Here is a 20407-nt window from a genome sequence, read left to right as displayed (position 1 = left end):
CGCTGTCCTGTCGTCGACGTAGGTGAGCTGAAAGTGGTGCGTAAGTGATGTGGCGTCGAGCATAGAACCTGGACAACGTTGTCAGATGCAAGAGAGACTGTCCATCGCATTCTCCGGCCTGCCCTTTCACCGAGAGGGTCGGCCTGCCCTTTCACCAGGAGATCTGACACTGATGCACACGGACCTCGTCGCCGCGCTCGACATCGGCGGCACCAAGATCGCCGGCGCCCTGGTGGACGGCCGCGGCCGGATCCTGCTGCGCGCCCAGCGGCCCACGCCCGCGCGCGAGGACGGTGACACCGTGATGCGGGCGGTCGAGGAGGTCATCGGCGAGCTCACGCTCTCCCCGCTGTGGCGCAGGGCCCGTGCGGTCGGCATCGGCAGCGCGGGTCCGGTGGACGCGTCGGCGGGAACGGTCAGCCCCGTCAACGTCCCCGGGTGGCGCGGCTATCCGCTGGTCGAGCGGGTGCGTGCGGCCACCGGCGGACTGCCGGTCGAACTGGTCGGCGACGGCGTCGCGATGACCGCGGCCGAGCACTGGCAGGGGGCGGCGCGGGGGCACGACAACGCGCTGTGCATGGTGGTGTCCACGGGTGTCGGGGGCGGGCTGATCCTCGGCGGCAAGCTGCACCCCGGCCCGACCGGGAACGCGGGGCACATCGGGCACATCAGCGTGGACCTCGACGGCGATCCCTGCCCGTGCGGGGCGCGCGGGTGCGTGGAGCGCATCGCCAGTGGGCCGAACATCGCGCGGCGCGCGCTGGAGGGCGGGTGGCGGCCAGGAGCCGACGGCGACACGTCGGCTGCCGCGGTGGCTCTGGCCGCGCGGGCCGGGGATCCGGTAGCGGTCGCCTCCTTCGAGCGGGCGGCCAAGGCGCTCGCCGCGGGGATCGCGGCGACGGCGACGCTCGTGGAGATCGACATCGCGGTGATCGGGGGAGGCGTCGCGAAGGCGGGCAACGTCCTCTTCGACCCGCTGCGGAGGTCCCTGCGGGAGTACGCCACGTTGTCGTTCGTACGGCACCTGACGGTGGGTCCCGCACTGATGGGGACGGACGCGGGTCTGGTGGGGGCTGCTGCGGCGGCGCTCATGCGGGAGCCCGGGGCGGCGGAATTGCACCCGGCGGTGGGGAGCTGACCGGGCCCCTGGCCCCTATGAGCGGCTCAGCCCCGGCTCCGGCAGGGGGCCACATCGGCCCAATCGAGGCCACCTGCCGGGAGTTGACCGCCCCCGGCGTCTCTTCGGGCCGGCTGAGCGTCGGGAACTGGCGCTCTGCCAGGGGGCCGAAGTGGTGAAATGGCGTACAGGCGTGGGAAGTTGACGTCACCGAGCCCCCCTCCGGGCCGGATGATGCCTCGAACCGCCGGCTGGGCTGAACCTCTTCAGCCCAGCCGGCGGTGCACGGCACGCGCCGGGTCAGCAGTTCAGCACCGGCTCCGCCCAGTCCGCGTGGTCGGAGTCCCGGTCGTCGCCGCCGTCCGTGACGACGAGGCGTACGACCTGGGCGCCGGTCACGTCGGCCGACAGGCTCTGCGCGGGATCGGCGTTGGTGAGGACGCCGGTCGAGGACGCCTTCTTTCCGTCGGCCCAGATCTCGAAGGCCACTGTCCCCTTGGACTCCTTCTCGTCGTCGACGCCCACTAGCGCGGTGACCTTCTCGCAGGACCCGCCGGTGTAGTACTCGACGGCGCTCTCCGCGTGCACCCCGAGACCCTTGGCGTACACGACCCCGCCGATGGTGATCGGGTTGCCGTCGCCCGCCGCGCTCTCGCCGTTGCTGGTGTTCTTCTCGACGGGGCCCCAGCCGTTGACCGTCGACATCCACGGCAGGTCACCCATGGCCGAACTGCCCGCGGGCGGCGCCACCACGACGTGCGCCGTCAGGGGCAGCACACTCTCCGCGCGCGTGCCGCTGGGCGAGCGGTAGGCCGTCTTGAGCGTCAGGTCGTACGCCCCCGGGGCCGTGCCCGGCGGCGCGGTCACCGACCACGACGTACCCAGCGTCTTCCCCGTACGCAAGGAGCTCGCGGTCGAGGGCGACGTCGCCTTGATCTGCCAGCCGGAGGGTCCGCCGAAGGTGGCGGACACCTTCTGCGCGGGGGTGCGGCCGAGGTTGGTGACCTTGGACGTCAGCGTCGCCGCCTTGCCCGCCTCCACCAACGGGGCTCCGCTCAGGCCGAGTTCGACAGCAGGCGGGTTCTTGGCCCACGCGTCGTCCGCCGAGACGCGCAGCAGTACGGTGCCGTGCGCGGGGACGGTCGCCGAGATCCTGCCCGCCGTGTTGTAGCTCTTGTGCTGCCACAGGTCCCGCAGCGTGTACCCGTCGGCGTCCGGAAGACCGACGGCCTTCGCCGACGTGGCGATCGACTGGGCGGTGCCCGTCTCGTTGAAGAGCGCGACCGCGCGGCTGCCGTCCCGCATCTCCTTGGCGACGGCCCACCGGCCGCCTTCCGATGAGAGCACCTCGCCCTGCCTGCCCAGCGGATCCTGGTCGACGGCGATGACTTCTTTGTTGCCGATGATCTCGAAGGTCTCGGGGGTGGCCTTGCGCAGGTCGGAGCCGATGAGCAGCGGCGAGGCCATGATCGACCACATCGAGAAGTGCGTGCGGTACTCGGTGTCCGTCATGCCGCCGTTGCCGACCTCAAGCATGTCCGGGTCGTTCCAGTGGCCCGGACCCGCGTGCTGGGCGAGCGGCAGATTCTGCTTCATGATCGACAGCATGGAGGACCAGTTGTCGCTGATGTCGCCGGTGGTGCGCCACAGATGGCCCACGTCGGCGGCCCACTCCCAGGGTTTGTTCTCGCCCCATTCGCAGATGCTGTAGACGATGGGACGGCCGGTGGCCTTCAGCGCGTCACGCATGGCGATGTACCGCTTCTTGGCGTCGACACCTTCGTTGTTGCAGTTGTCGTACTTGAGATAGTCGACGCCCCAGTCGGCGAACTGCCGTGCGTCGCTGACCTCGTGGCCGAGCGCGCCGGGGAAGCCCGCGCTGTTGCAGGTCTTGGTACCGGCACTGGTATAGATGCCGAGCTTCAGGCCCTTGGCGTGCACATAGTCCGCAACTCCCTTGATTCCATTGGGGAATCGCTTGGGATCGGGTACGAGTCTGCCGTCCGCGTCCCGCTGCGGCAGCGCCCAGCAGTCGTCGAGATTGACGTACTCGTATCCGGCGTCCTTGAGGCCCTTCTCGACGAAGATGTCCGCGATCCCCTTGACCATCGCTTCGTCGAACTCGGCCCTGCAGTGGGTGGAGTTCCAGTTGTTGAAGCCCATGGGTGGGGTGAGCGCGAGACCGCCGGGGAGCTTCGTGTCGGCGGTGAAGGGCGCCTCGGTCACGCTTCGGTCGCCCGTGTCGCCCGTGTCGCCCGTGTCGCGCGCCGCCGCCGGGACCGCGAGTCCGGCGGCGCACAGCAGTGCGGCGGCCAGCGATCCGACGACTCTTCGACGCGCTGTGAGGGGTGAGAGGTGACGCATCGTTACATTCCTCCGTACTCGCAGGAGTTGGGTGTCTGCATGTACGTGTCAGAGGTGCGCGCTTACGGTAGGCCGTGTTGGACTCTGTTGGAAGGGGAGCCGTAACGGTTCGAGCTCCCGGCGCCAAAACCCTTGACTGCGGTGGCACTTGGGAGTGGGATCCAACCCTCGCGTTCGGTTGTGTTCGGTTGCACCCCGAGGAGGGGGACATGGCACAGTCATCGTTCATGGGTCCTGCCACACCTCGAAGCATGTCAGGACATCGGATGTCCCGGCGGAACGTCCTGCGGGGTGCCGCGGCCGGCGCCGGTGCCGTCACCCTTCCGGCCCTGCTCACAGCGTGTGGCGACGGCCCTGGCGGCAACAAGGACGAAGTCACGATGGGGTCCAATTCCTCGGACGCGGTGCCCAAGAAGGCGTTCGCCGCCGCTTTTGACGCCTATGAGAAAAAGTCCGGGAAGACCGTCAAGGTCAACACGACAGAGCACAACGAGTTCCAGCAGAACATCACGCGCTATCTGCAGGGCACGCCCGACGACGTCTTCATGTGGTTCGCCGGTTACCGCATGCAGTACTTCGCGGAGAAGGGCCTTCTGATCGACGTGAGCGACGTATGGAAGGGCTTCAAGGGCTTCTCGGACGCGCTGCGGGAGCAGTCCACGCATGACGGCAAGCAGTACTTCGTGCCGTATTACTACTACCCATGGGCCGTCTTCCACCGCAAGAGCCTCTTTGAGAAACAGGGCTATGAACAGGCCAAGACCTGGGACGACTTCATCGGGCTCGCCAAGCAGATGGGCAAGGACGGCATTCCGGTCGCCTTCTGCGACAAGGACGGCTGGCCCGCCATGGGTACCTTCGACTACATCAACATGCGCCTGAACGGTTACGAGTTCCACAAGAACCTGATGGCCGGCGAGGAAGCCTGGACGAACACGAAGGTCAAGAAGGTCTTCGACCTGTGGCGCGAACTCATGCCGTACTACCAGAAGGGCGCGCTCGGCCGTACCTGGGAAGAGGCGGGCCAGGGCCTGCAGAAGCGCAAGACGGGCATGGCCGTCTTCGGAATGCCCCACCCCGGCCAGCAGTTCCCGGCGAACGAACGCGGCGACATCGATTTCTTCGCCTTTCCCGAGATCGACCCGGCACACGGGCAGGACGCCGTGGAGGCACCGATCGACGGGTTCCTGGTCGCCAAGAAGTCGAAGAACGTCGACGCCGCGAAGGAACTCCTGAAGTGGCTCGGGACGCCGAAGGCCGAGGAGATCTATCTGGCCGGCGACCCCAACAACGTCGCCGTCAACGACGGAGCCGACACCAGTAAGTACAGCCCGCTGCAGAAGAAGTCGGCCGAACTCGTCGCCGGGGCCAAGCAGATCTCGCAGTTCCTGGACCGCGACACCCGGCCCGACTTCGCACAGACCGTCATGATCAAGGCGTTGCAGGACTTCATCGACAATCCGAAGGACGTCGACGGTCTGGTCAACAGCATCGAGCGCCAGAAGAAGGACATCTTCTCGTCGGACGTCAGCTGATAGACGGGGGAGAGCGTTCCGTGCCGCAGAAAACCGCGCGGCGCGCCGGACGGCGGGGCCCACGGCGTTTCACACGCCGTGACGTCGCCGTGCTCGGCGTGCTTCTGGGAATTCCCGTCCTGCTGGACATCGTCATCATCTGGGGCCCGACGCTGGCCTCGATCGGACTGTCCTTCACGTCCTGGGACGGCATCGGGGACGTCGAGTGGGTGGGCGGGAAGAACTACAAGAACCTGGTCGACAACTACCCGGCGTTCTGGCCCGCGGTCCGCCACAACCTGCTGTGGACAGCGTTCCTCGGCCTGGTGGCCACGCCGTTCGGCCTGCTCCTGGCGGTCGTCATCGACCGCGGAGTCCGCTTCAGCCGCTTCTACCAGTCCGTGCTCTATATGCCGGTGGTGCTCTCACTCGCCGTGGTCGGCTTCATGGCCCAGTTGATCCTCGGAACCGACCAGGGCGTGGTCAACACCATCCTCAACGACCAGAAGGACCCGATCGACTGGCTCGGCAACTCCGATATCAACCTCTGGATGATGATGCTGGCCGCGAGCTGGCGGCACACGGGTTACGTCATGATCCTTTATCTGGCCGGCCTGAAATCCGTCGACCCGGCCCTGAAGGAAGCGGCACAGATAGACGGCGCGAACGCCCGCCAGACCTTCTTCCGGGTCGTCTTCCCGACCCTTCGCCCCGTCAATGTCATCGTCGGCGTCATCACGGTCATCGAGGCACTGCGCGCCTTCGACATCGTGTACGCGGTCAACAAGGGCCGCAATGGCCTGGAACTGCTCTCCGTACTCATCACCGACAACATCATCGGTGAGGCGAGCCGCATCGGATTCGGCTCCGCCATCGCGGTCGTACTCCTCACCGTCTCCCTCGGATTCATCGTGACGTTCCTGGTCCAAGAGCTGCGAGGTGCGCGCGACCGATGACCGCCGACATCCACACCACGCCACGCTCCAGCGCCCCCGCGCGCCCCGCCGGGAAACCCGCGGGCCGCGGACGCCGCCGGGGCCGTTTCGGGGTGCACATCTTCCTCATGGCGGTAACCCTGGGCTTCTTGGCCCCCCTCCTCCTCGCGGTGTACGCCTCACTGCGCCCGTACGAGGAGACGGCGAAGCACGGCTATTTCTCGCTCCCCGAGCATCTGTCGTTCGACTACTACCGCCAGGCCTACAGCGATTCGGGCATGGGGAAGTACTTCACCAACACGCTGCTCATCGCCGTACCGGCGGTCCTGATCACCCTTTTCCTCGCGGCGTTCGTGGCTTTCGCCGTATCCCGACTGAGGATCCGCGGCGGCATGATCCTGCTGATGTTCTTCACGGCGGGAAACCTGCTTCCTCCCCAGGTCCTCGTCACCCCCCTCTACGTCCTGTTCCTGAAAATCCCCCTCCCTTGGTGGATGTCCGACTCGCTTACTCTCTACGACTCGTACTGGGCGATCATCCTCGTCAACATCGGCTTCCAGGTCGGCTTCTGCGTCTTCGTGCTCTCCAACTTCATGCGCACGCTGCCGCAGGAAATCCTGGAGGCGGCGATCGTGGACGGCGCGGGAGTATGGACCCAGTTCTGGCGCATCACCCTGCCCTTGTGCCGCCCCGCCCTCGCAGCGCTGGGAACGCTCGAATTCACCTGGATCTACAACGACTTCCTCTGGGCCCTCATCTTCATCTCCAACCCCGACAAACTTCCGATCACGTCATCCTTGAACAACCTGCGGGGTCAATTCTTCACGGACTACAACCTCTTGGCAGCAGGCTCGGTCCTGGTGGCCCTGCCCACGGTCCTGGTCTTCCTGCTCCTGCAACGGCACTTCATCGCGGGCCTGACGCTGGGGTCCAGCAAGGGGTGAGGGGCCGGCCGTTCGCTGGTGGCAAGGGACCCGACGCGCGCCGGAGCCCCGCCGTGTTCGGCGGGGCTCCGGACGACAGGAAGGGTCAGCGCTTGTCGCGCTTCATGGAGTCGCGTGCGCCCTCCACGCGCTCCCTCGCGTCGCCCATGGTGTCCTTCATGCCGCCCTTGGCCTGGTCAGTCCGGCCCTCGGCCTTCTTGCGCTCGTCGCCGGTGGCCTTGCCGGCCATCTCCTTGGCCTTGCCCTTGAGCTTGTCCATGCCGCCTTCTTTGTTACCCATGACTACTCCTATGCGGTGCCGATCAGGTACTCGAACAACGTAGGACGGCCGCTCACGCTCCGCATGCCGAACAGTTGCGCAGCGTGACGAAGGAGGTCCGGTCGGGGCGTTACCCCGCCTGCAGTGCCTCCCCCAGCGTCGGCACCGGTAACAGCGTCGGAGTCAGGCCCGTGATGCGCAGGACGCGCAGCGTCAGGGAGTGATTGCAGACCACCGCCAGGCGGGCGTCCCTCGCCTTCGTGCGGCGGTGGGCGCGGACCAGCAGTGAGATGCCGGAGCAGTCGAAGAACGTGGTCCGGGTCAGGTCGATGACGACGGTCGACGCCGGGCCCGAGGTGATGGGGTCGAGCAGAGGCGCCAAGCGCTGGTAGGCCAACAGGTCGATCTCGCCGTGCAGTTCGACCACGACCGCACCATCGAGGCCGTAGACCCGCGGCGGCCGGTCGGAATCGTTGAACGCGAATTCGTTGAGAGCGTCGAGTTGCATGCGTCCCCCACTGCTGACGTCGGCCGGTCCTTCCGAAGCGGGATACATCGGAAGAACCTGATACAGGAGGTCACCAGGGGCTGGGGCGCCTGGCGGATCACGCTAGTGGCGCAGGAGGTTCCCTGGAGTGAGGGAACGATTCATGCAGGGTGACTCTCACTCAATGGGGTGAAGTGAATGCGAACCGCTTGACGTATTTCGGCGTCTTTTGGCCCAGGAGATGACTGCCTCATCAGGGCCTGGTTTCCGTGGCAGGGTGTTGCGGGCAAGCCACAGGGGGCCAACAGAAGAGGGGGGAACCGTGATCGTCTGGATCAACGGCGCGTTCGGTGCGGGCAAGACCAGCGCCGCACGGGAACTGATCGAGCTGATCCCGAACAGCACACTCTTCGACCCCGAGGTCATCGGCGGCGCACTGCCCTTTCTGCTGCCGTCCAAGCGCCTCGCCGATGTGAGCGACTTCCAGGACCTGCCGATCTGGCGGCGGCTCGTCGTGGACACCGCGGCGGCGCTGCTCGCGGAGGTCGGCGGCGTCCTCGTCGTGCCCATGACCCTGCTGCGGCAGGAGTACCGTGACGAGATCTTCGGCGGCCTCGCCTCGCGCAGGATCGCCGTACGACATGTCGTCCTGGACCCGGATGAAACGATCCTGCGGGAACGAATAACCGGCCGCCCCGTCCCGGCGGACCTCCCGGACGGCGAGACGCGCGTGCGGCAGTGGTCCTTCGACCACATCGAGCCGTACCGCGCCGCACTCGACGGCTGGCTCGGCGCCGACGCCCACCGCGTCGACACCGGCGCACTCACCCCCTGCGAGACCGCCGAGCACATCGCCGACGCCGTACGCACCGGGGCCGCGTCCGTCTGCGACATCGTGCAGACCCCGGAGCCGACCGCGGAGACGCTCGCCGCCGGAGTGCTGCTCTTCGACGAGCGGGACCGGGTGCTGCTCGTCGACCCGACGTACAAGGCCGGCTGGGAGTTCCCGGGCGGCGTCGTCGAACGGGGCGAGGCGCCCGCGCGCGCGGGCATGCGCGAGGTGGCCGAGGAGACCGGGATCCAACTCACCGACGCCCCCCGGCTCCTGGTCGTCGACTGGGAGCCGCCCACACCGCCCGGCTACGGAGGGATGCGCTTCCTCTTCGACGGCGGGCGCCTGGACGGCGGTGAGGCGCGGCGGATGCTGCTGCCCGGCCCCGAACTCCGCGACTGCCGCTTCGTCACCGAGGAGGAAGCGGCCAGGCTGCTGCCCCCCGTGCGCTACGAACGGCTCCGCTGGGCCCTGCGCGCGCGGGAGCGGGGGAGCGCGCTGTACCTGGAGGCGGGCGTTCCCGTCGGCGGCCAGTAGCAGCCGCCCGGCGGTTCAAGGCCCCGCGCCCGCGGCTCCGCTCAGTTCGCCGCGTACTTCTGGAGGAACAGCGCCTCCGCCACCGACAGCCGCTCCAACTCCTCGGGAGACACGCTCTCGTCGACCGCGTGGATCTGTGCCTCCGGCTCGCTCAGGCCGATCAGCAGGATCTCCGCCCCGGGGTAGAGCGCGGCGAGGGTGTTGCACAGCGGGATGGAGCCGCCCTGCCCCGCGTACTGCATCTCCTCGCCCGGGTAGGCCTCGCCCATCGCCTCCGCCATGGCCGCGTACGCCGGGCTCGTGGTGTCCGCGCGGAACGCCTGGCCCTGCCCGATCTGCTCGGTGGTCACCTGCGCGCCCCACGGCGTGTGCGCCTCCACGTGCGCCTGAAGCAGCTCGGTGGCCTCGGCCGCGTCCACGCCCGGCGGCACCCGCAGGCTGATCAGCGCCCGAGCGCCCGCCTGCACGGACGGCGTCGCACCGACCACCGGCGGGCAGTCGATGCCGAGGACCGTGACCGCGGGACGTACCCAGATGCGGTCGGCGACCGAGCCGTCGCCGATAAGCCGCACGCCGTCGAGCACCTTCGCGTCCTTGCGGAAAACGTCCTCTTCGTACTGAAGGCCGTCCCACACCTCGTTGCCCGTGAGCCCGTCGACCGTCGTCGAACCGTCCTCCGCGCGCAGCGAGTCGAGGACCCGCACCAGCGCCGCGAGCGCGTCCGGCGCCGCGCCGCCGAACTGTCCCGAGTGCAGATTGCCCTCAAGGGTGTCGATGCGGACGCGTACGAGAGTCATGCCGCGCAGCGTGGTCGTGACCGTCGGCAGGCCGACGCGGAAGTTGCCCGCGTCGCCGATGACGATCGTGTCGGCCGTCAGCAGCTCCGGGTGCTCCTCGGCGTACCGCTCGAGACCGCCCGTGCCCATCTCCTCCGAGCCCTCGGCGATCACCTTGACGGTCACCGGGACACCGCCGTTCGCCTTCAGGGCGCGCAGCGCGAGCAGGTGCATCAGCACTCCGCCCTTGCAGTCGGCGCTGCCGCGCCCGTACCAGCGGCCGTCCCGCTCCGTCAGCTCGAACGGCGGAGTCGTCCACGCCGCCTCGTCGAGCGGCGGCTGCACGTCGTAGTGCGCGTAGAGCAGGACCGTGGGCGCGCCCACCGGGCCGGGCAGCAGGCCGTACACCGACTGTGTGCCGTCCGGGGTGTCGAGCAGGGCCACGTCCTGGAACCCCTCGGCGCGCAGCGCGTCCGCCACCCAGTTCGCCGCGGCCTCGCTCTCGCTCTTGGGGAACTGAGCGAAGTCCGCCACCGACTTGAAGGCCACCAGTTCGGTGAGCTCCGCCTTCGCCTTCGGCATGAGTGAGGCGACGGTCTCGGCGATCGGATTCGGCGACATGGGCACGCTCCTCGTAGGTGCGACGTTGTACGTGTGCGGGTGCCGTGATCCTCCCACAGGAGGTGGCGCGGGACGCTCGCCGTAGGATGCCCAGGAAAGCGCGGCCAACAGCGGGATCGGGAGCGGTAGACCAACGTGAGCAGCGAGAACTCAGCGGACGACGCTCAGTACGTGTGGGACGTCGTCGTGGTGGGAGCAGGGCCCGCCGGGGCTTCGGCGGCCTATGCGGCGGCCGTCGCGGGACGCAGCGTCCTCGTCCTGGAGAAGGCGGAACTGCCCCGGTACAAGACGTGTGGCGGCGGCATCATCGGCCCCTCGCGCGACGCGCTCCCGCCCGGCTTCGACCTGCCCTTCAGGGACCGGGTGCACGCGGTGACGTTCTCCCTGGACGGCAAGTTCTCCCGCACGCGCCGTTCGAAGCAGATGCTCTTCGGGCTCATCAACCGTCCCGAGTTCGACCAGCAACTGGTCGAGTACGCGCAGAAGGCGGGCGCCGAAGTACGCACGGGCGTCACCGTGACGCGCGTGGAGCAGCACGGCTCCGCGGTGCCCGACCGGCGCACGGTCGCCGTGGTCCTGCAGGGCGGCGAGACGGTGCTCGCCCGCGCGGTCGTCGGCGCCGACGGCAGCGCGAGCCGCATAGGAGCGCATGTCGGGGTGAAGCTCGACCAGGTGGACCTCGGTCTTGAGGCCGAGATCCCGGTGCCGCAGAGCGTCGCCGAGGACTGGGCGGGCCGGGTGCTCATCGACTGGGGCCCGATGCCCGGCAGTTATGGATGGGTGTTCCCCAAGGGCGACACCCTCACCGTCGGTGTCATCTCCGCCCGCGGCGAAGGATCGGCCACCAAGCGGTATCTGGAGGACTTCATCGCCCGCCTCGGGCTCGCGGGCTTCGAACCGAGCATCTCCTCCGGCCATCTGACGCGCTGCCGCAGCGATGACTCGCCGCTCTCGCGCGGCCGGGTCGTGGTGTGCGGTGACGCGGCGGGGCTCCTTGAGCCGTGGACCCGCGAAGGCATCTCCTTCGCGCTGCGCTCGGGGCGGCTCGCGGGGGAGTGGGCGGTGCGGATCGGCGAGGCGCATGACGCGGTCGACGCCCGCCGCCAGGCCCTGAACTACGCCTTCGCGATCAAGGCAGGCCTCGGCGTCGAGATGAGCGTCGGGCGGCGCATGCTCACCGCCTTCGAGCGGCGGCCCGGCGTACTGCACGCGGCGATCACTGGTTTCCGGCCCGCGTGGAACGCGTTCGCGAGGATCACCCGCGGTTCGACGACGCTCGGCGAACTGGTGCGGAACCACCCGCTGGCGGGGCGAGCGCTCTCCGCGTTCGACAAGTAGCGGACCTCGGCGAGTAGCAAACCTCGACAAGTAGCGAACCCCGGCGAGCACCCGCCCTGCTCGCGAGCGCCAACGGGCCCTACGGGAATGTCAGTGAACTCCGCCCTCGATATGGGCGAGTTGGGCGGCGAGGATCTCTTCGAACGCCGCGCGGCGGTCCACCCCGAGGGGGCGGACGTCGCGGGCGAAGTGGGCCAGTGCGGGGAAGAGTTCGGGGTCGGCACCCAGTACCGCGACGCGGAACAGCTCCATGCCCTGTTCGTACTCTTCGGGGGTGATGGTGCCGAACCCCGCCTCGGAAGCGATCAATGCGGCGATGAGGATCACGATCCGGTGATAGCGCGCCGGGATCTCCTCGTCCGGCAGGCCCGACCCCCGCAGGGCCTGGAGCACCTCTTCCATGACCAGCCGGGAACCCGTGCCGCTTGAGGCGTAGCGCCCCCAGACCGCGGCGAGTTGGGGCTGTTGGCCGAAGGCTTCCCTCAAGCGCAGGGCCACGGTCGTGATGCGCTGCTTCCAGTCGCCTTCGGGACGGTAACCGTCCATGGCGGCCACGAGGGTCCGGTCCGCGACTGCGCGCAGCAGTTCGGTCTTGTTGCGGAAGTGCCGGTAGAGACTGGAGGAATCGGTCCCGAGCGCCGCGGCGAGCTTGCGCACGCTGAACGACTCGGCGTCGCTCGTACGCAGCAACTCCGCCGCCGTGTCCAGGATCTCCTCGGTCGACCAACGCCTTCGGCCTGCCATCTCGCCCCTCTCTGCCTCGCCCCTCTCGTATGGACTCAGCGTCTCGTCCGGACTCAGCGTAACCCATGCACTTGCTGTTGCACGCACCGCGTGCATAATGAGGACGCAAGCTACGCCTGACCATGACGCGCCGCGGCGGTCGGCCGCGGGAGGGGGATCGGGACATGAGCGAGGACACTGCCACCAAGCGGCCGCCGGAGCCGGACTGGCCGACGGTGACGGCCGGGGAACTGGTTGCCTACCGTGACGCGGAGAACCGCTTCCGGGCGTCGAGCGAGGCGCGGGCGATCCTCGGGGAGCCGGATCCGGGCGCCGCGATCGAGTGGCAGCAGATAGCGCTGCCCGGCCGCGAACTGCCGGTCCGGGTGTACCGGCCGGCGACGGAGAGCGGCGGGACGGGGGCCGGCCGGGCGGCCTTACCGCTCGTGCTCCACGTACACGGAGGTGGCTTCGTGGGCACGGCGGTGCAGTGCGACTGGGCCAACAGTCACCTGGCCACCCAACTGCCCGCGGTCATCGTCTCGGTCGAGCACCGCCTCATCGACCAGGAATCCCCGCTGTCGGCGGCTGTCGATGACGGCTGGGACGTGCTCCAGCACGTGGTGCGGCATGCCGCGCGGTGGGGCATCGACCCGGCGCGGACCGCCGTCTTCGGCGAGAGCTGCGGCGCGTTGATCAGCGCCATGGCGGCGATCCGGGCGAGGGAGGCAGGCCTGCGGCTCAGGGCGCAGGTGCTGGTCAACCCGGCTGTCGATGTGAGCGAGACGATGTTCGACTATGCCTCGATCGCCGAGTACGGCTACAGCCCGACCCGCGCCGACCCGCTACTGCGCTTCCTCCAGCGGCTCGCCGTTCCGCCGGGGGCCGACGCTCGCGCTCTCTCGCCGCTGTACGCCGACGAGCTGGGCGGGCTGGCCCCGGCGCTCGTGGTGGTGCCGACCCAGGACGCGGTGGCCGATCACGGCCGCCGCTATGTCGAGCGGCTGCGCGCGGCCGGGACGTCCGTGCGGCTCACCGAATACCCCGGAGCGAGGCACGCGTTCCTCACGCTGCCGGGCGTGGAGCAGCAGGCGGAAGCTGCTCGGGCGGAGATCCTCGAGTACCTCCGGGCCTCCCTCGCCGTATGACCGTAGGGAGGGGGTGCCAGGGGGTCGGTCTCACTTCGTGAGGGTGATGCGGAAAACGGGGTGGTCGGCCGCGGCCGCCTCGAGCTCCGCGTCCGTGGACTTGGCGGTGACGCCCTTGAAGTACTGGTTGACCTCCCAGCCCCACTTCTCCAGGTAGCCGCGCAGCAGCGGCAGCTTCCCGGCGTCCGGGATCTCCTCGACGGTGAACGCGCGCACCTTGCGCCCGACGCGCAGTTCGCCACCGCCGGCGGCGCGCATGTTGCGTACCCACTGGGAGTGCCCACGAGCCGAGACCAGGTACTGGGTGCCTTCGTACGTGAACGGGTTGACCGGGATGCGCTGCATCTGGCCGCTCTTGCGTCCGCGCACGGAGAGTTCCGCCGAACCCATCAGGCTGAAGCCGTGCCGCGCGAGCCAGCCGATCACGCCGTTGAGTCGCACGTTCAGGCGGCTGCCCTTGAGGTAGTAGGGGTCGGGGGAGCCGGAGGCGGAGGCCGAAGACGAGGGCGAAGGCATAGTGACCACCAGAGTCGGGAGAGTTTCCGAGAGCACTGCTCTCGCTTGAGAGCAGTGTGTACGAGAGCGGTGGCCCATGGCAAGAGCGGTGCTCTCGAAAGTGAGCGCCGATCTCGTTTCAGGTCACCGCGCACACATGAGTGCGGTGCTCTCGTATTAGTGCACTGCTCCGTTCGCATGGCACACTGGCTTCCATGAGCAGCGCCACCAGCGGAGCAAGGGCCCGCGCCCGAGTCGAAGTAACCGCCGCCATCAAGGACGAGGCCCGCAGACAACTGGCGGCCGATGGCGCGGCCAGGCTCTCGCTGCGCGCCGTGGCCCGCGAGCTCGGCATGGTGTCCTCCGCCCTCTACCGCTACTTCCCCAGCCGCGACGACCTCCTGACCGCGCTCATCATCGACGCCTACGACTCCCTCGGCGCCGCCGCCGAGGAGGCGCACGCCGAGGTCGCGTCGGCCCGACCGCTGCGGCGCTGGACGGTCGTGTGCGAGGCCGTGCGGTCCTGGGCGCTCGCACATCCGCACGAGTACACCCTCATCTACGGCTCGCCCGTCCCCGGGTACAGCGCGCCCGCCTCCACGATCGAAGCCGCCTCCCGCGTCGGGCTGCTGCTCATCGGGATCGTGCGCGACGCCCATCAGGGGCGCGGTGTCGCCGTCCGGCCGCTGCCCACCGGGCTGCGTCCCGAGGCGGAGCGGATCGCGGCCGATCTCGCGCCCGATCTGCCCCCGGCGGTGATCATGGCGATGGTCGCGGCCTGGGCCCAGCTGTTCGGACTTGTGGGATTCGAGGTGTTCGGGCAGTTCAACCGCGTCGTCGAGGACCGCTCGCCGTTCTTCTCGTACGCGGCCACTCAACTCGCCCACGGTGTGGGCCTGTTGGAACAGGAGTAAGACCCGGGGCCCGGCGGCGGACGCCTCCTCAAGCCGCCGGGACAGGAGCCGGCGCCCGCGTGGCCAGCAGCTCCGGATCCTGCCGCAGTATCCGCGCGTGCAGGGACCGCAGCGCGGGCCCCGGATCCGCGCCCATGGCCTCGGCGATCCGCAGCCGTGCCTCCTCGAAGGCGAGCAGCGCGTCCGACGAACGTCCCGTGCGGTACAGGGCGTTCATCAGGAGCTCGACCGGGCGTTCGCGCAGGGGGTGGGCGGCGACGAGCCGGATGAGTTCATGGACGTACTCGAAGGAGCGGCCGACCTCGATCTCCCCGGCGATCCTGGCCTCCAGGACGGTGATCCGCTTCTCGCGCCACCGCAGCCGTTCCGCCGCCAGATAAGGGCCGCCCAGGCCCTCGGCGAACTCGCCGCGCCACAACGCCTCGGCCCGGTCGGCGAGTTCGCCCGCACGCCGCAGCCGTCCCGCGTCCCGCGCGGTGAGCGCCGCGTCGATCAACTCCCGCCGCTCGCGCAGGTCGTCGGCCGCGGCACCGGTAAGGCGGTAGCCGCTGCCGGTCCAGGTCAGGGCCGGGCCCGCGGCGCCCGCCGACGCGAAGGCGCGCCGCACTCCGGAGACGTACTTCTGCACGAGGTTGCGCACATGGGCGGGCGGTTCGTCGCCCCACACCGCGTCCACCAGTCCTTCGTACGAGATCGGGCGCCCCTCCTGAAGCAGCAGCACCGCGAGCACCGTCCGCTGCTTCGGCGGTCCGAGCCGCACCTCCTCGCCACCATGCAACGCCCTTAGTGGGCCCAGCAGTTCGAAGCGCATCCCCGCGGACATCCCCACACCACCCATGGGCCGAGCGTAACCCGACCCCAGGTCGCGCGCCCCAGTGGATCTTCCAGCGAACCTTCCAGTGGCCCTTCCAGCGGTGACCGCGACCGTGGCGGCACCGGATCCCGCACGGGGATTCCGGGAGAGAGGCAGACAGCGATGCTGACCCGGCTCGGCCTATTCGTGGTGCGGCGCAGCCGTGCCGTGCTGATCGGCGTGGTACTGGCCTTCCTCGGTCTCGGCGCCTACGGAGCCGGCGCCCAGGCCGACCTCGACCTCGCCCGCTGGGACGCCCCCGGCACCGAATCCGTGCGCGCGGCGGACATCCTGCGCGAGGAGTACGGCACCGGCAACCCCAACCTCGCGCTCCTCGTCACGGCCCGCGACGGCGACATCGACTCGCCCCGTACGAGTGCCGCCGCCCGCCAACTGACCGCCGAGGTAAGGGACATCACCGGCGTCACGGACGTCAGTACCTACTGGTCCGGCAAGAGCCCTGCCCTGCGGGCCTCCGACGGCGACCGCGCCCTGATCCTCGCCCGTCTGGAGGGCGACCCCACCGCAACGCGGAAGCAACTCGCCGACCTCTCACCCCAACTCGCCCGCACCACACCGAGCCTGACCGTCGCCGTGGGCGGCCAGGAGGAGATCTCCCGGCAGGTCGGCGAGCAGGCCCGTACGGACTTCCTGCGCGCCGAGCTGTTCGTCCTGCCCGCCGTGGTGCTCCTGCTGATCCTCGTCTACCGGCGCACGGTGGCGGCCCTCCTGACCGTGGGCGTCGGGCTGCTCTCGGTCGTCGGCACGCTCGCCGGACTGCGGGCGATCGCGCAGGTCACCGAGGTGTCGACGTTCGCGGCGAATCTCGCCCTCGTCCTCGGCCTCGGTCTCGGCATCGACTACAGCCTGTTCGTCATCAACCGCTACCGCGAGGAACGGCACGCGGGCCACGCCCAGTCGGACGCCGTGGTCCGCGCGACCTCCGCAGCCGGACGCACCGTGATCTTCAGTGGGGTCACCGTGGCGGTCTCGCTCTGCGCGCTGCTCGTGTTCCCGTTCTTCTTCCTGAGCTCCTTCGCGTACGCGGGTGTCCTCGTCGTCGTCACCGCGGTGGCCGGAGCGCTGCTCCTGCTGCCCGCCGCGCTCGCCCGCTGGGGCCACCGCGTGGAGCGCCCGCAAGCCGCGGTCGGCGGATTCTGGCACCGGACCGCGCTGGCCGCGATGCGCCGCGCGCTCGCCTCCGGTGCCGTCGTGGTCGGCCTCCTGCTGCTCGCCGCCGCACCCCTGCTCGGCCTGCGCTTGGGACTGCCGGACGAGCGGACCCTGCCCACGGGCACTTCCTCCCGCACCACGTCCGAGACCATCCACAAGGAGTTCCCCGCCGAACCGACCGACACCGTCCAGGTCGTCTTCCGGGGCAAGTCCGACGCCCAGGGCGCCCGGCGCTACGCCGCTCAACTCTCCCGTGTACAGGGCGTGTTCCAGGTCGACGCACCCACCGGCCGTTACCAGGACGGCCGCCGCACCGGCCCCTCGGCCCTCACACCCGAAGACGCCGGAGCCCGCCTGGCGGTCGTGCCGACCCAAGCGGCCATGTACGGCGACGTTCCGGCCTTCGTCGACGACATCCGGCAGATCCCGGCCCCCGCGCCCGCCCTCGTCGGCGGCTACCCGGCCGAGACCACCGACTTCCGCTCCACCCTCCTGGACCGGCTCCCGTACGCCGTGGGCCTGATCCTTCTCGCCACCTTCGTCATCCTCTTCCTGATGACCGGCAGCCTGCTGCTGCCCGCCAAGGCGACCGTGCTCAATCTGCTCAGCCTGTCGGTGATGTTCGGGTGCCTGGTGTGGGTCTTCCAGGACGGTCATCTGTCGGGACTCCTGGGCTTCACGCCCACCGGGTCGATCGAACCGAGCATCCCGGTGCTGATGTTCTGTGTCGCCTACGGCCTCTCGATGGACTACGAGGTGTTCATGCTGGCCCGCATCAAGGAGGAGTACGAGCGGGTCGGCGACACCGAGCAGGCGGTCGCCACCGGGATCAGGCAGAGTGCGCCACTGATCACCGCCGCGGCCGGAATCCTCGCGCTGTCCTTCCTCACGTACGCGACCGGCGGCGTCGTCTTCCTCAAGGAACTCGGCGTCGGCACCGCCGTGACGATCCTCGTGGACGCCACCCTCATCCGAATCGTCCTGCTGCCCGTCGCCATGCGGCTCGCGGGCCGCGCCAACTGGTGGGCGCCGGGCCCGCTGCGCAGACTGCACCGCCGCTTCGGTCTGCACGAAGCTACGGAGACGGGCAAGACCCCCGAGGTACTCCAGCGGGAGTACGCGTGATCGCCACGCCGGGCTGACGCCCGCCGCCCACCCCGCGGTCTAGCGTGGCCGTCATGGATGAGCAGCGCGAACACAGGCGCGCCGGTCCGCCCCTGCCCTGGGGCGGACCGGCGATGTGGCGGCAGGGACCACCGTGGTGGAACCAGCGGGACCACGCCGGGGGCATCGGCGGGCTGCCGTGGCTGACGACGCTGGCGATCACCGTGTTCGTGCAGGTCGGTTCCGGGTTCGCCGCGCACAGTCAGCTCGACCGGGTGAGCCTGGACATGCCGGCCCGGTTGCTGCTGCTCGGGGGCACGGCCTCGCTCCTGCTGCGCCACCGCCACCCCGTCCCGGTGGCGTACTTCACCGCCGGGACCGCCCTGGTCTATCTGGCCGCCGGGTACGCCTACGGTCCCGTGCTGATCACTGTCGCCGTCGGCTGCTTCGCCGCCGTCGTCGCGGGGCACCGGCGCGCGGCGTGGGGCGCCGTCGGGATGCTCTGGGCGGGGCACGTGCTCGTCGCGCACTGGCTCTACCGGTGGCTGCCGCCGGGCGACGACGGTGCGCGCACCTGGGGCGAGGAAACCGTCGTCGCCGTCTGGGTCGTAGCCATCATCGCCGTGTCCGAACTGGCCCGCGTACGCCGTGAGCAGTGGATGAAGGAGCGGGCCGAGCGCGCGCAGGCCGCCAAGCGGCGGGCCGACGAGGAGCGCCTTCGCATGGCGCGCGAGCTGCACGACGTCCTCGCGCACAGCATCTCCGTGATCAACGTCCAGGCGGGCGTCGGCCTCGCGCTGCTCGACTCCGATCCCGAGCAGGCCCGTACGGCTCTGACCACCATCAAGGCCGCCAGCAAGGAGGCGCTGGGGGAGGTCCGTCAGGTCCTCGACACGCTGCGCACGCCCGGTGATGCTCCCCGAGCCCCCGCTCCCGGGCTCGACCGGCTTCCCGAGCTCGTGGAGCAGGCCGCGAGCACGGGACTCACGGTCGAGGTCGACACCGAGGGATCCGGCAGGAAACTGGCGCCCGGCGTCGACCTCGCCGCCTTCCGCATCGTCCAGGAAGCCCTGACCAACGTCGTACGGCACTCCGGATCGCGGCACGCGCGCGTGCTGGTGCGATACGAGGCCGCGGCGCTCACCCTGCGCGTGGACGACGACGGCCCCGCCACCGGCGCCGACGCGGGCGGCAGCGGGAACGGTCTCGCCGGGATGCGGGAGCGGGCCGCCGCCCTGAATGGCACGATCGAGGCGGGCCCGCGCCCGGACGGGGGCTTCAGGGTCACCGCCGTACTGCCCACCCGCACGGCACCTCAGGAGGACCAGTGATCCGCGTACTGCTCGCCGACGACCAGTCGTTGGTCAGGGCCGGTTTCAAGGCACTGCTCGGCGCACAGCGGGACATTGAGGTCGCGGGGGAGGCGGCGGACGGCGAGGAGGCGGTGCGCCTGGTGCGTGAACTGCGCCCCGACGTCGTCCTGATGGACATCCGCATGCCCCTGCTCGACGGTCTCGCCGCGACGCGGAAGATCACCGGCGAGCCGGACCTGAACGACGTCAAGGTGGTCATGCTCACCACCTTCGAACTGGACGAGTACGTCTTCGAGGCGATCCGTTCCGGAGCTTCGGGTTTCCTCGTCAAGGACACCGAGCCCGAGGAACTGCTGCGCGCCGTGCGCGCGGTCGTCGACGGCGACGCGCTGCTCTCGCCGGGCGTGACGCGCCGCCTCATCGCCGAGTTCGCGGCCCGCTCCAAGGAGCCTACGACCGCCGAGCCGCTGGGTGAACTCACCGAGCGGGAGCGGGAGGTGATGGCGCTGGTCGGCATCGGCCTGTCGAACGAGGAGATCGCCCGGCGTCTCGTCGTCAGCCCGCTCACCGCCAAGACCCACGTCAGCCGCACCATGGTGAAGCTGGGCGCCCGCGACCGGGCCCAACTGGTCGTCCTGGCCTACGAGTCGGGGCTCGTCCGGCCCGGCTGGCTCGGCTGACGCGTCGCGCGCCGGTGGCGTAGGAGGATCGTCACCAGGGTCGTGACGAAGACGACGGCCCCCGCGATCACGCCGGCCCGGACCAGCGTGCCCTCGCTGGGTGATGTCACGCCGAAGAAGAAGGCCGGTGACACCACGGCCAGCATCGTGCAGCCCGCGAGCAGCGTCGCGGCGAAGAGCGCGAAACCTATCTCTACAGTGTTCGCGTCGCGCTCGGCCTGCGTTCGTGTCCCCATGTCCCGAGTGTCAGGGGTAAGCCTCCGGCGGGCAAGGAACTGAC

At 69.6% G+C, this 20407-nt stretch carries 19 protein-coding genes; 11 read left to right on the top strand and 8 right to left on the bottom strand.

The features are described 5' to 3' along the window. The first annotated feature begins 172 nt into the window (after positions 1 to 172). The gene (locus ACGFX9_RS11060; protein ID WP_393468212.1) at positions 173 to 1138 is read left to right on the top strand and encodes an ROK family protein; all 966 of its coding nucleotides are present in this window, start codon (positions 173 to 175) and stop codon (positions 1136 to 1138) included. A 279-nt stretch (positions 1139 to 1417) separates the two neighbouring features. Here ACGFX9_RS11060 and ACGFX9_RS11055 read toward each other — a convergent pair whose 3' ends face one another. Then, entirely contained in the window at positions 1418 to 3481 is a 2064-nt protein-coding gene (locus ACGFX9_RS11055; RefSeq protein WP_393468209.1) for an NPCBM/NEW2 domain-containing protein, read from the bottom strand. A 266-nt stretch (positions 3482 to 3747) separates the two neighbouring features. Here ACGFX9_RS11055 and ACGFX9_RS11050 point away from each other — a divergent pair, with 266 nt between their 5' ends. The 3 genes from ACGFX9_RS11050 to ACGFX9_RS11040 are packed head-to-tail and all read left to right on the top strand — an operon-like array spanning position 3748 to position 6874. Next, positions 3748 to 5016, top strand: coding sequence for an ABC transporter substrate-binding protein (locus ACGFX9_RS11050; RefSeq protein WP_393468206.1), 1269 nt, complete (start codon positions 3748 to 3750; stop codon positions 5014 to 5016). Between the two features lie 20 nt (positions 5017 to 5036). Continuing rightward, positions 5037 to 5951, top strand: a complete 915-nt coding sequence (locus ACGFX9_RS11045; RefSeq protein ID WP_393468204.1) for a carbohydrate ABC transporter permease — start codon at positions 5037 to 5039, stop codon at positions 5949 to 5951. Further along, positions 5948 to 6874: a carbohydrate ABC transporter permease gene (locus ACGFX9_RS11040; RefSeq protein WP_393468201.1), complete on the top strand. Its 927-nt coding sequence runs from the start codon at positions 5948 to 5950 to the stop codon at positions 6872 to 6874. Before ACGFX9_RS11045 ends, ACGFX9_RS11040 begins: the two co-directional genes overlap by 4 nt. Before the next feature lie 85 nt (positions 6875 to 6959). On the opposite strand, the gene ACGFX9_RS11035 is transcribed toward ACGFX9_RS11040, so the two are convergent. Beyond that, complete coding sequence (locus tag ACGFX9_RS11035) at positions 6960 to 7154, bottom strand: CsbD family protein (RefSeq protein WP_393468198.1); 195 nt, start codon at positions 7152 to 7154, stop codon at positions 6960 to 6962. A 109-nt stretch (positions 7155 to 7263) separates the two neighbouring features. Next, positions 7264 to 7641: an STAS domain-containing protein gene (locus ACGFX9_RS11030; protein ID WP_393468197.1), complete on the bottom strand. Its 378-nt coding sequence runs from the start codon at positions 7639 to 7641 to the stop codon at positions 7264 to 7266. A gap of 301 nt (positions 7642 to 7942) precedes the next feature. Here ACGFX9_RS11030 and ACGFX9_RS11025 point away from each other — a divergent pair, with 301 nt between their 5' ends. Further along, positions 7943 to 8989, top strand: a complete 1047-nt coding sequence (locus tag ACGFX9_RS11025; protein ID WP_393468193.1) for an NUDIX domain-containing protein — start codon at positions 7943 to 7945, stop codon at positions 8987 to 8989. A 41-nt stretch (positions 8990 to 9030) separates the two neighbouring features. Here ACGFX9_RS11025 and ACGFX9_RS11020 read toward each other — a convergent pair whose 3' ends face one another. Further along, positions 9031 to 10386, bottom strand: coding sequence for a dipeptidase (locus ACGFX9_RS11020; RefSeq protein WP_393468180.1), 1356 nt, complete (start codon positions 10384 to 10386; stop codon positions 9031 to 9033). A 135-nt stretch (positions 10387 to 10521) separates the two neighbouring features. On the opposite strand from ACGFX9_RS11020, the gene ACGFX9_RS11015 reads away from it, so the two are divergent. Beyond that, a complete protein-coding gene (locus tag ACGFX9_RS11015; protein WP_393468177.1) occupies positions 10522 to 11724 on the top strand; it encodes a geranylgeranyl reductase family protein in 1203 nt (400 codons plus the stop codon). Between the two features lie 90 nt (positions 11725 to 11814). Here the strand turns inward: ACGFX9_RS11015 and ACGFX9_RS11010 are convergent, their stop codons facing one another. After that, positions 11815 to 12468, bottom strand: a complete 654-nt coding sequence (locus ACGFX9_RS11010) for a TetR/AcrR family transcriptional regulator (RefSeq protein ID WP_393468174.1) — start codon at positions 12466 to 12468, stop codon at positions 11815 to 11817. Positions 12469 to 12632: 164 nt separating this feature from the next. On the opposite strand from ACGFX9_RS11010, the gene ACGFX9_RS11005 reads away from it, so the two are divergent. After that, positions 12633 to 13595 carry an alpha/beta hydrolase gene (locus ACGFX9_RS11005; RefSeq protein WP_393468171.1) on the top strand — a complete coding sequence of 321 codons (963 nt, stop codon included), beginning with the start codon at positions 12633 to 12635 and terminating at the stop codon, positions 13593 to 13595. Positions 13596 to 13625: 30 nt separating this feature from the next. On the opposite strand, the gene ACGFX9_RS11000 is transcribed toward ACGFX9_RS11005, so the two are convergent. After that, on the bottom strand, positions 13626 to 14111 hold the full coding sequence (locus tag ACGFX9_RS11000; RefSeq protein ID WP_393468168.1) for a nitroreductase family deazaflavin-dependent oxidoreductase: 486 nt from the start codon (positions 14109 to 14111) through the stop codon (positions 13626 to 13628). Between the two features lie 194 nt (positions 14112 to 14305). Between ACGFX9_RS11000 and ACGFX9_RS10995 the strand changes: the two genes are divergently transcribed. Next, positions 14306 to 15004, top strand: a complete 699-nt coding sequence (locus tag ACGFX9_RS10995; protein WP_393468165.1) for a TetR/AcrR family transcriptional regulator — start codon at positions 14306 to 14308, stop codon at positions 15002 to 15004. A 28-nt stretch (positions 15005 to 15032) separates the two neighbouring features. On the opposite strand, the gene ACGFX9_RS10990 is transcribed toward ACGFX9_RS10995, so the two are convergent. Continuing rightward, entirely contained in the window at positions 15033 to 15842 is an 810-nt protein-coding gene (locus tag ACGFX9_RS10990) for a BTAD domain-containing putative transcriptional regulator (protein WP_393468162.1), read from the bottom strand. A gap of 138 nt (positions 15843 to 15980) precedes the next feature. Between ACGFX9_RS10990 and ACGFX9_RS10985 the strand changes: the two genes are divergently transcribed. Genes ACGFX9_RS10985 through ACGFX9_RS10975 form a run of 3 tightly spaced genes read left to right on the top strand, consistent with a single transcriptional unit; the run spans position 15981 to position 20127 of the window. Further along, positions 15981 to 18155, top strand: coding sequence for an MMPL family transporter (locus tag ACGFX9_RS10985; RefSeq protein ID WP_393468159.1), 2175 nt, complete (start codon positions 15981 to 15983; stop codon positions 18153 to 18155). Between the two features lie 53 nt (positions 18156 to 18208). Then, the gene (locus ACGFX9_RS10980) at positions 18209 to 19465 is read left to right on the top strand and encodes a sensor histidine kinase (protein WP_393468156.1); all 1257 of its coding nucleotides are present in this window, start codon (positions 18209 to 18211) and stop codon (positions 19463 to 19465) included. Continuing rightward, positions 19462 to 20127 (top strand): response regulator, encoded by a 666-nt coding sequence (locus ACGFX9_RS10975; RefSeq protein ID WP_393468154.1) that lies wholly within the window; start codon positions 19462 to 19464, stop codon positions 20125 to 20127. The genes ACGFX9_RS10980 and ACGFX9_RS10975 overlap by 4 nt, the downstream gene beginning before the upstream one ends. On the opposite strand, the gene ACGFX9_RS10970 is transcribed toward ACGFX9_RS10975, so the two are convergent. Next, on the bottom strand, positions 20088 to 20363 hold the full coding sequence (locus tag ACGFX9_RS10970) for a DUF6332 family protein (RefSeq protein WP_393468151.1): 276 nt from the start codon (positions 20361 to 20363) through the stop codon (positions 20088 to 20090). The genes ACGFX9_RS10975 and ACGFX9_RS10970 overlap by 40 nt on opposite strands. Between the last annotated feature and the right edge of the window lie 44 nt (positions 20364 to 20407).

Source organism: Streptomyces sp. NPDC048436, assembly GCF_043200355.1.
GTDB lineage: Bacteria > Actinomycetota > Actinomycetes > Streptomycetales > Streptomycetaceae > Streptomyces.
This window is presented reverse-complemented; position numbering and strand designations above follow the sequence as displayed.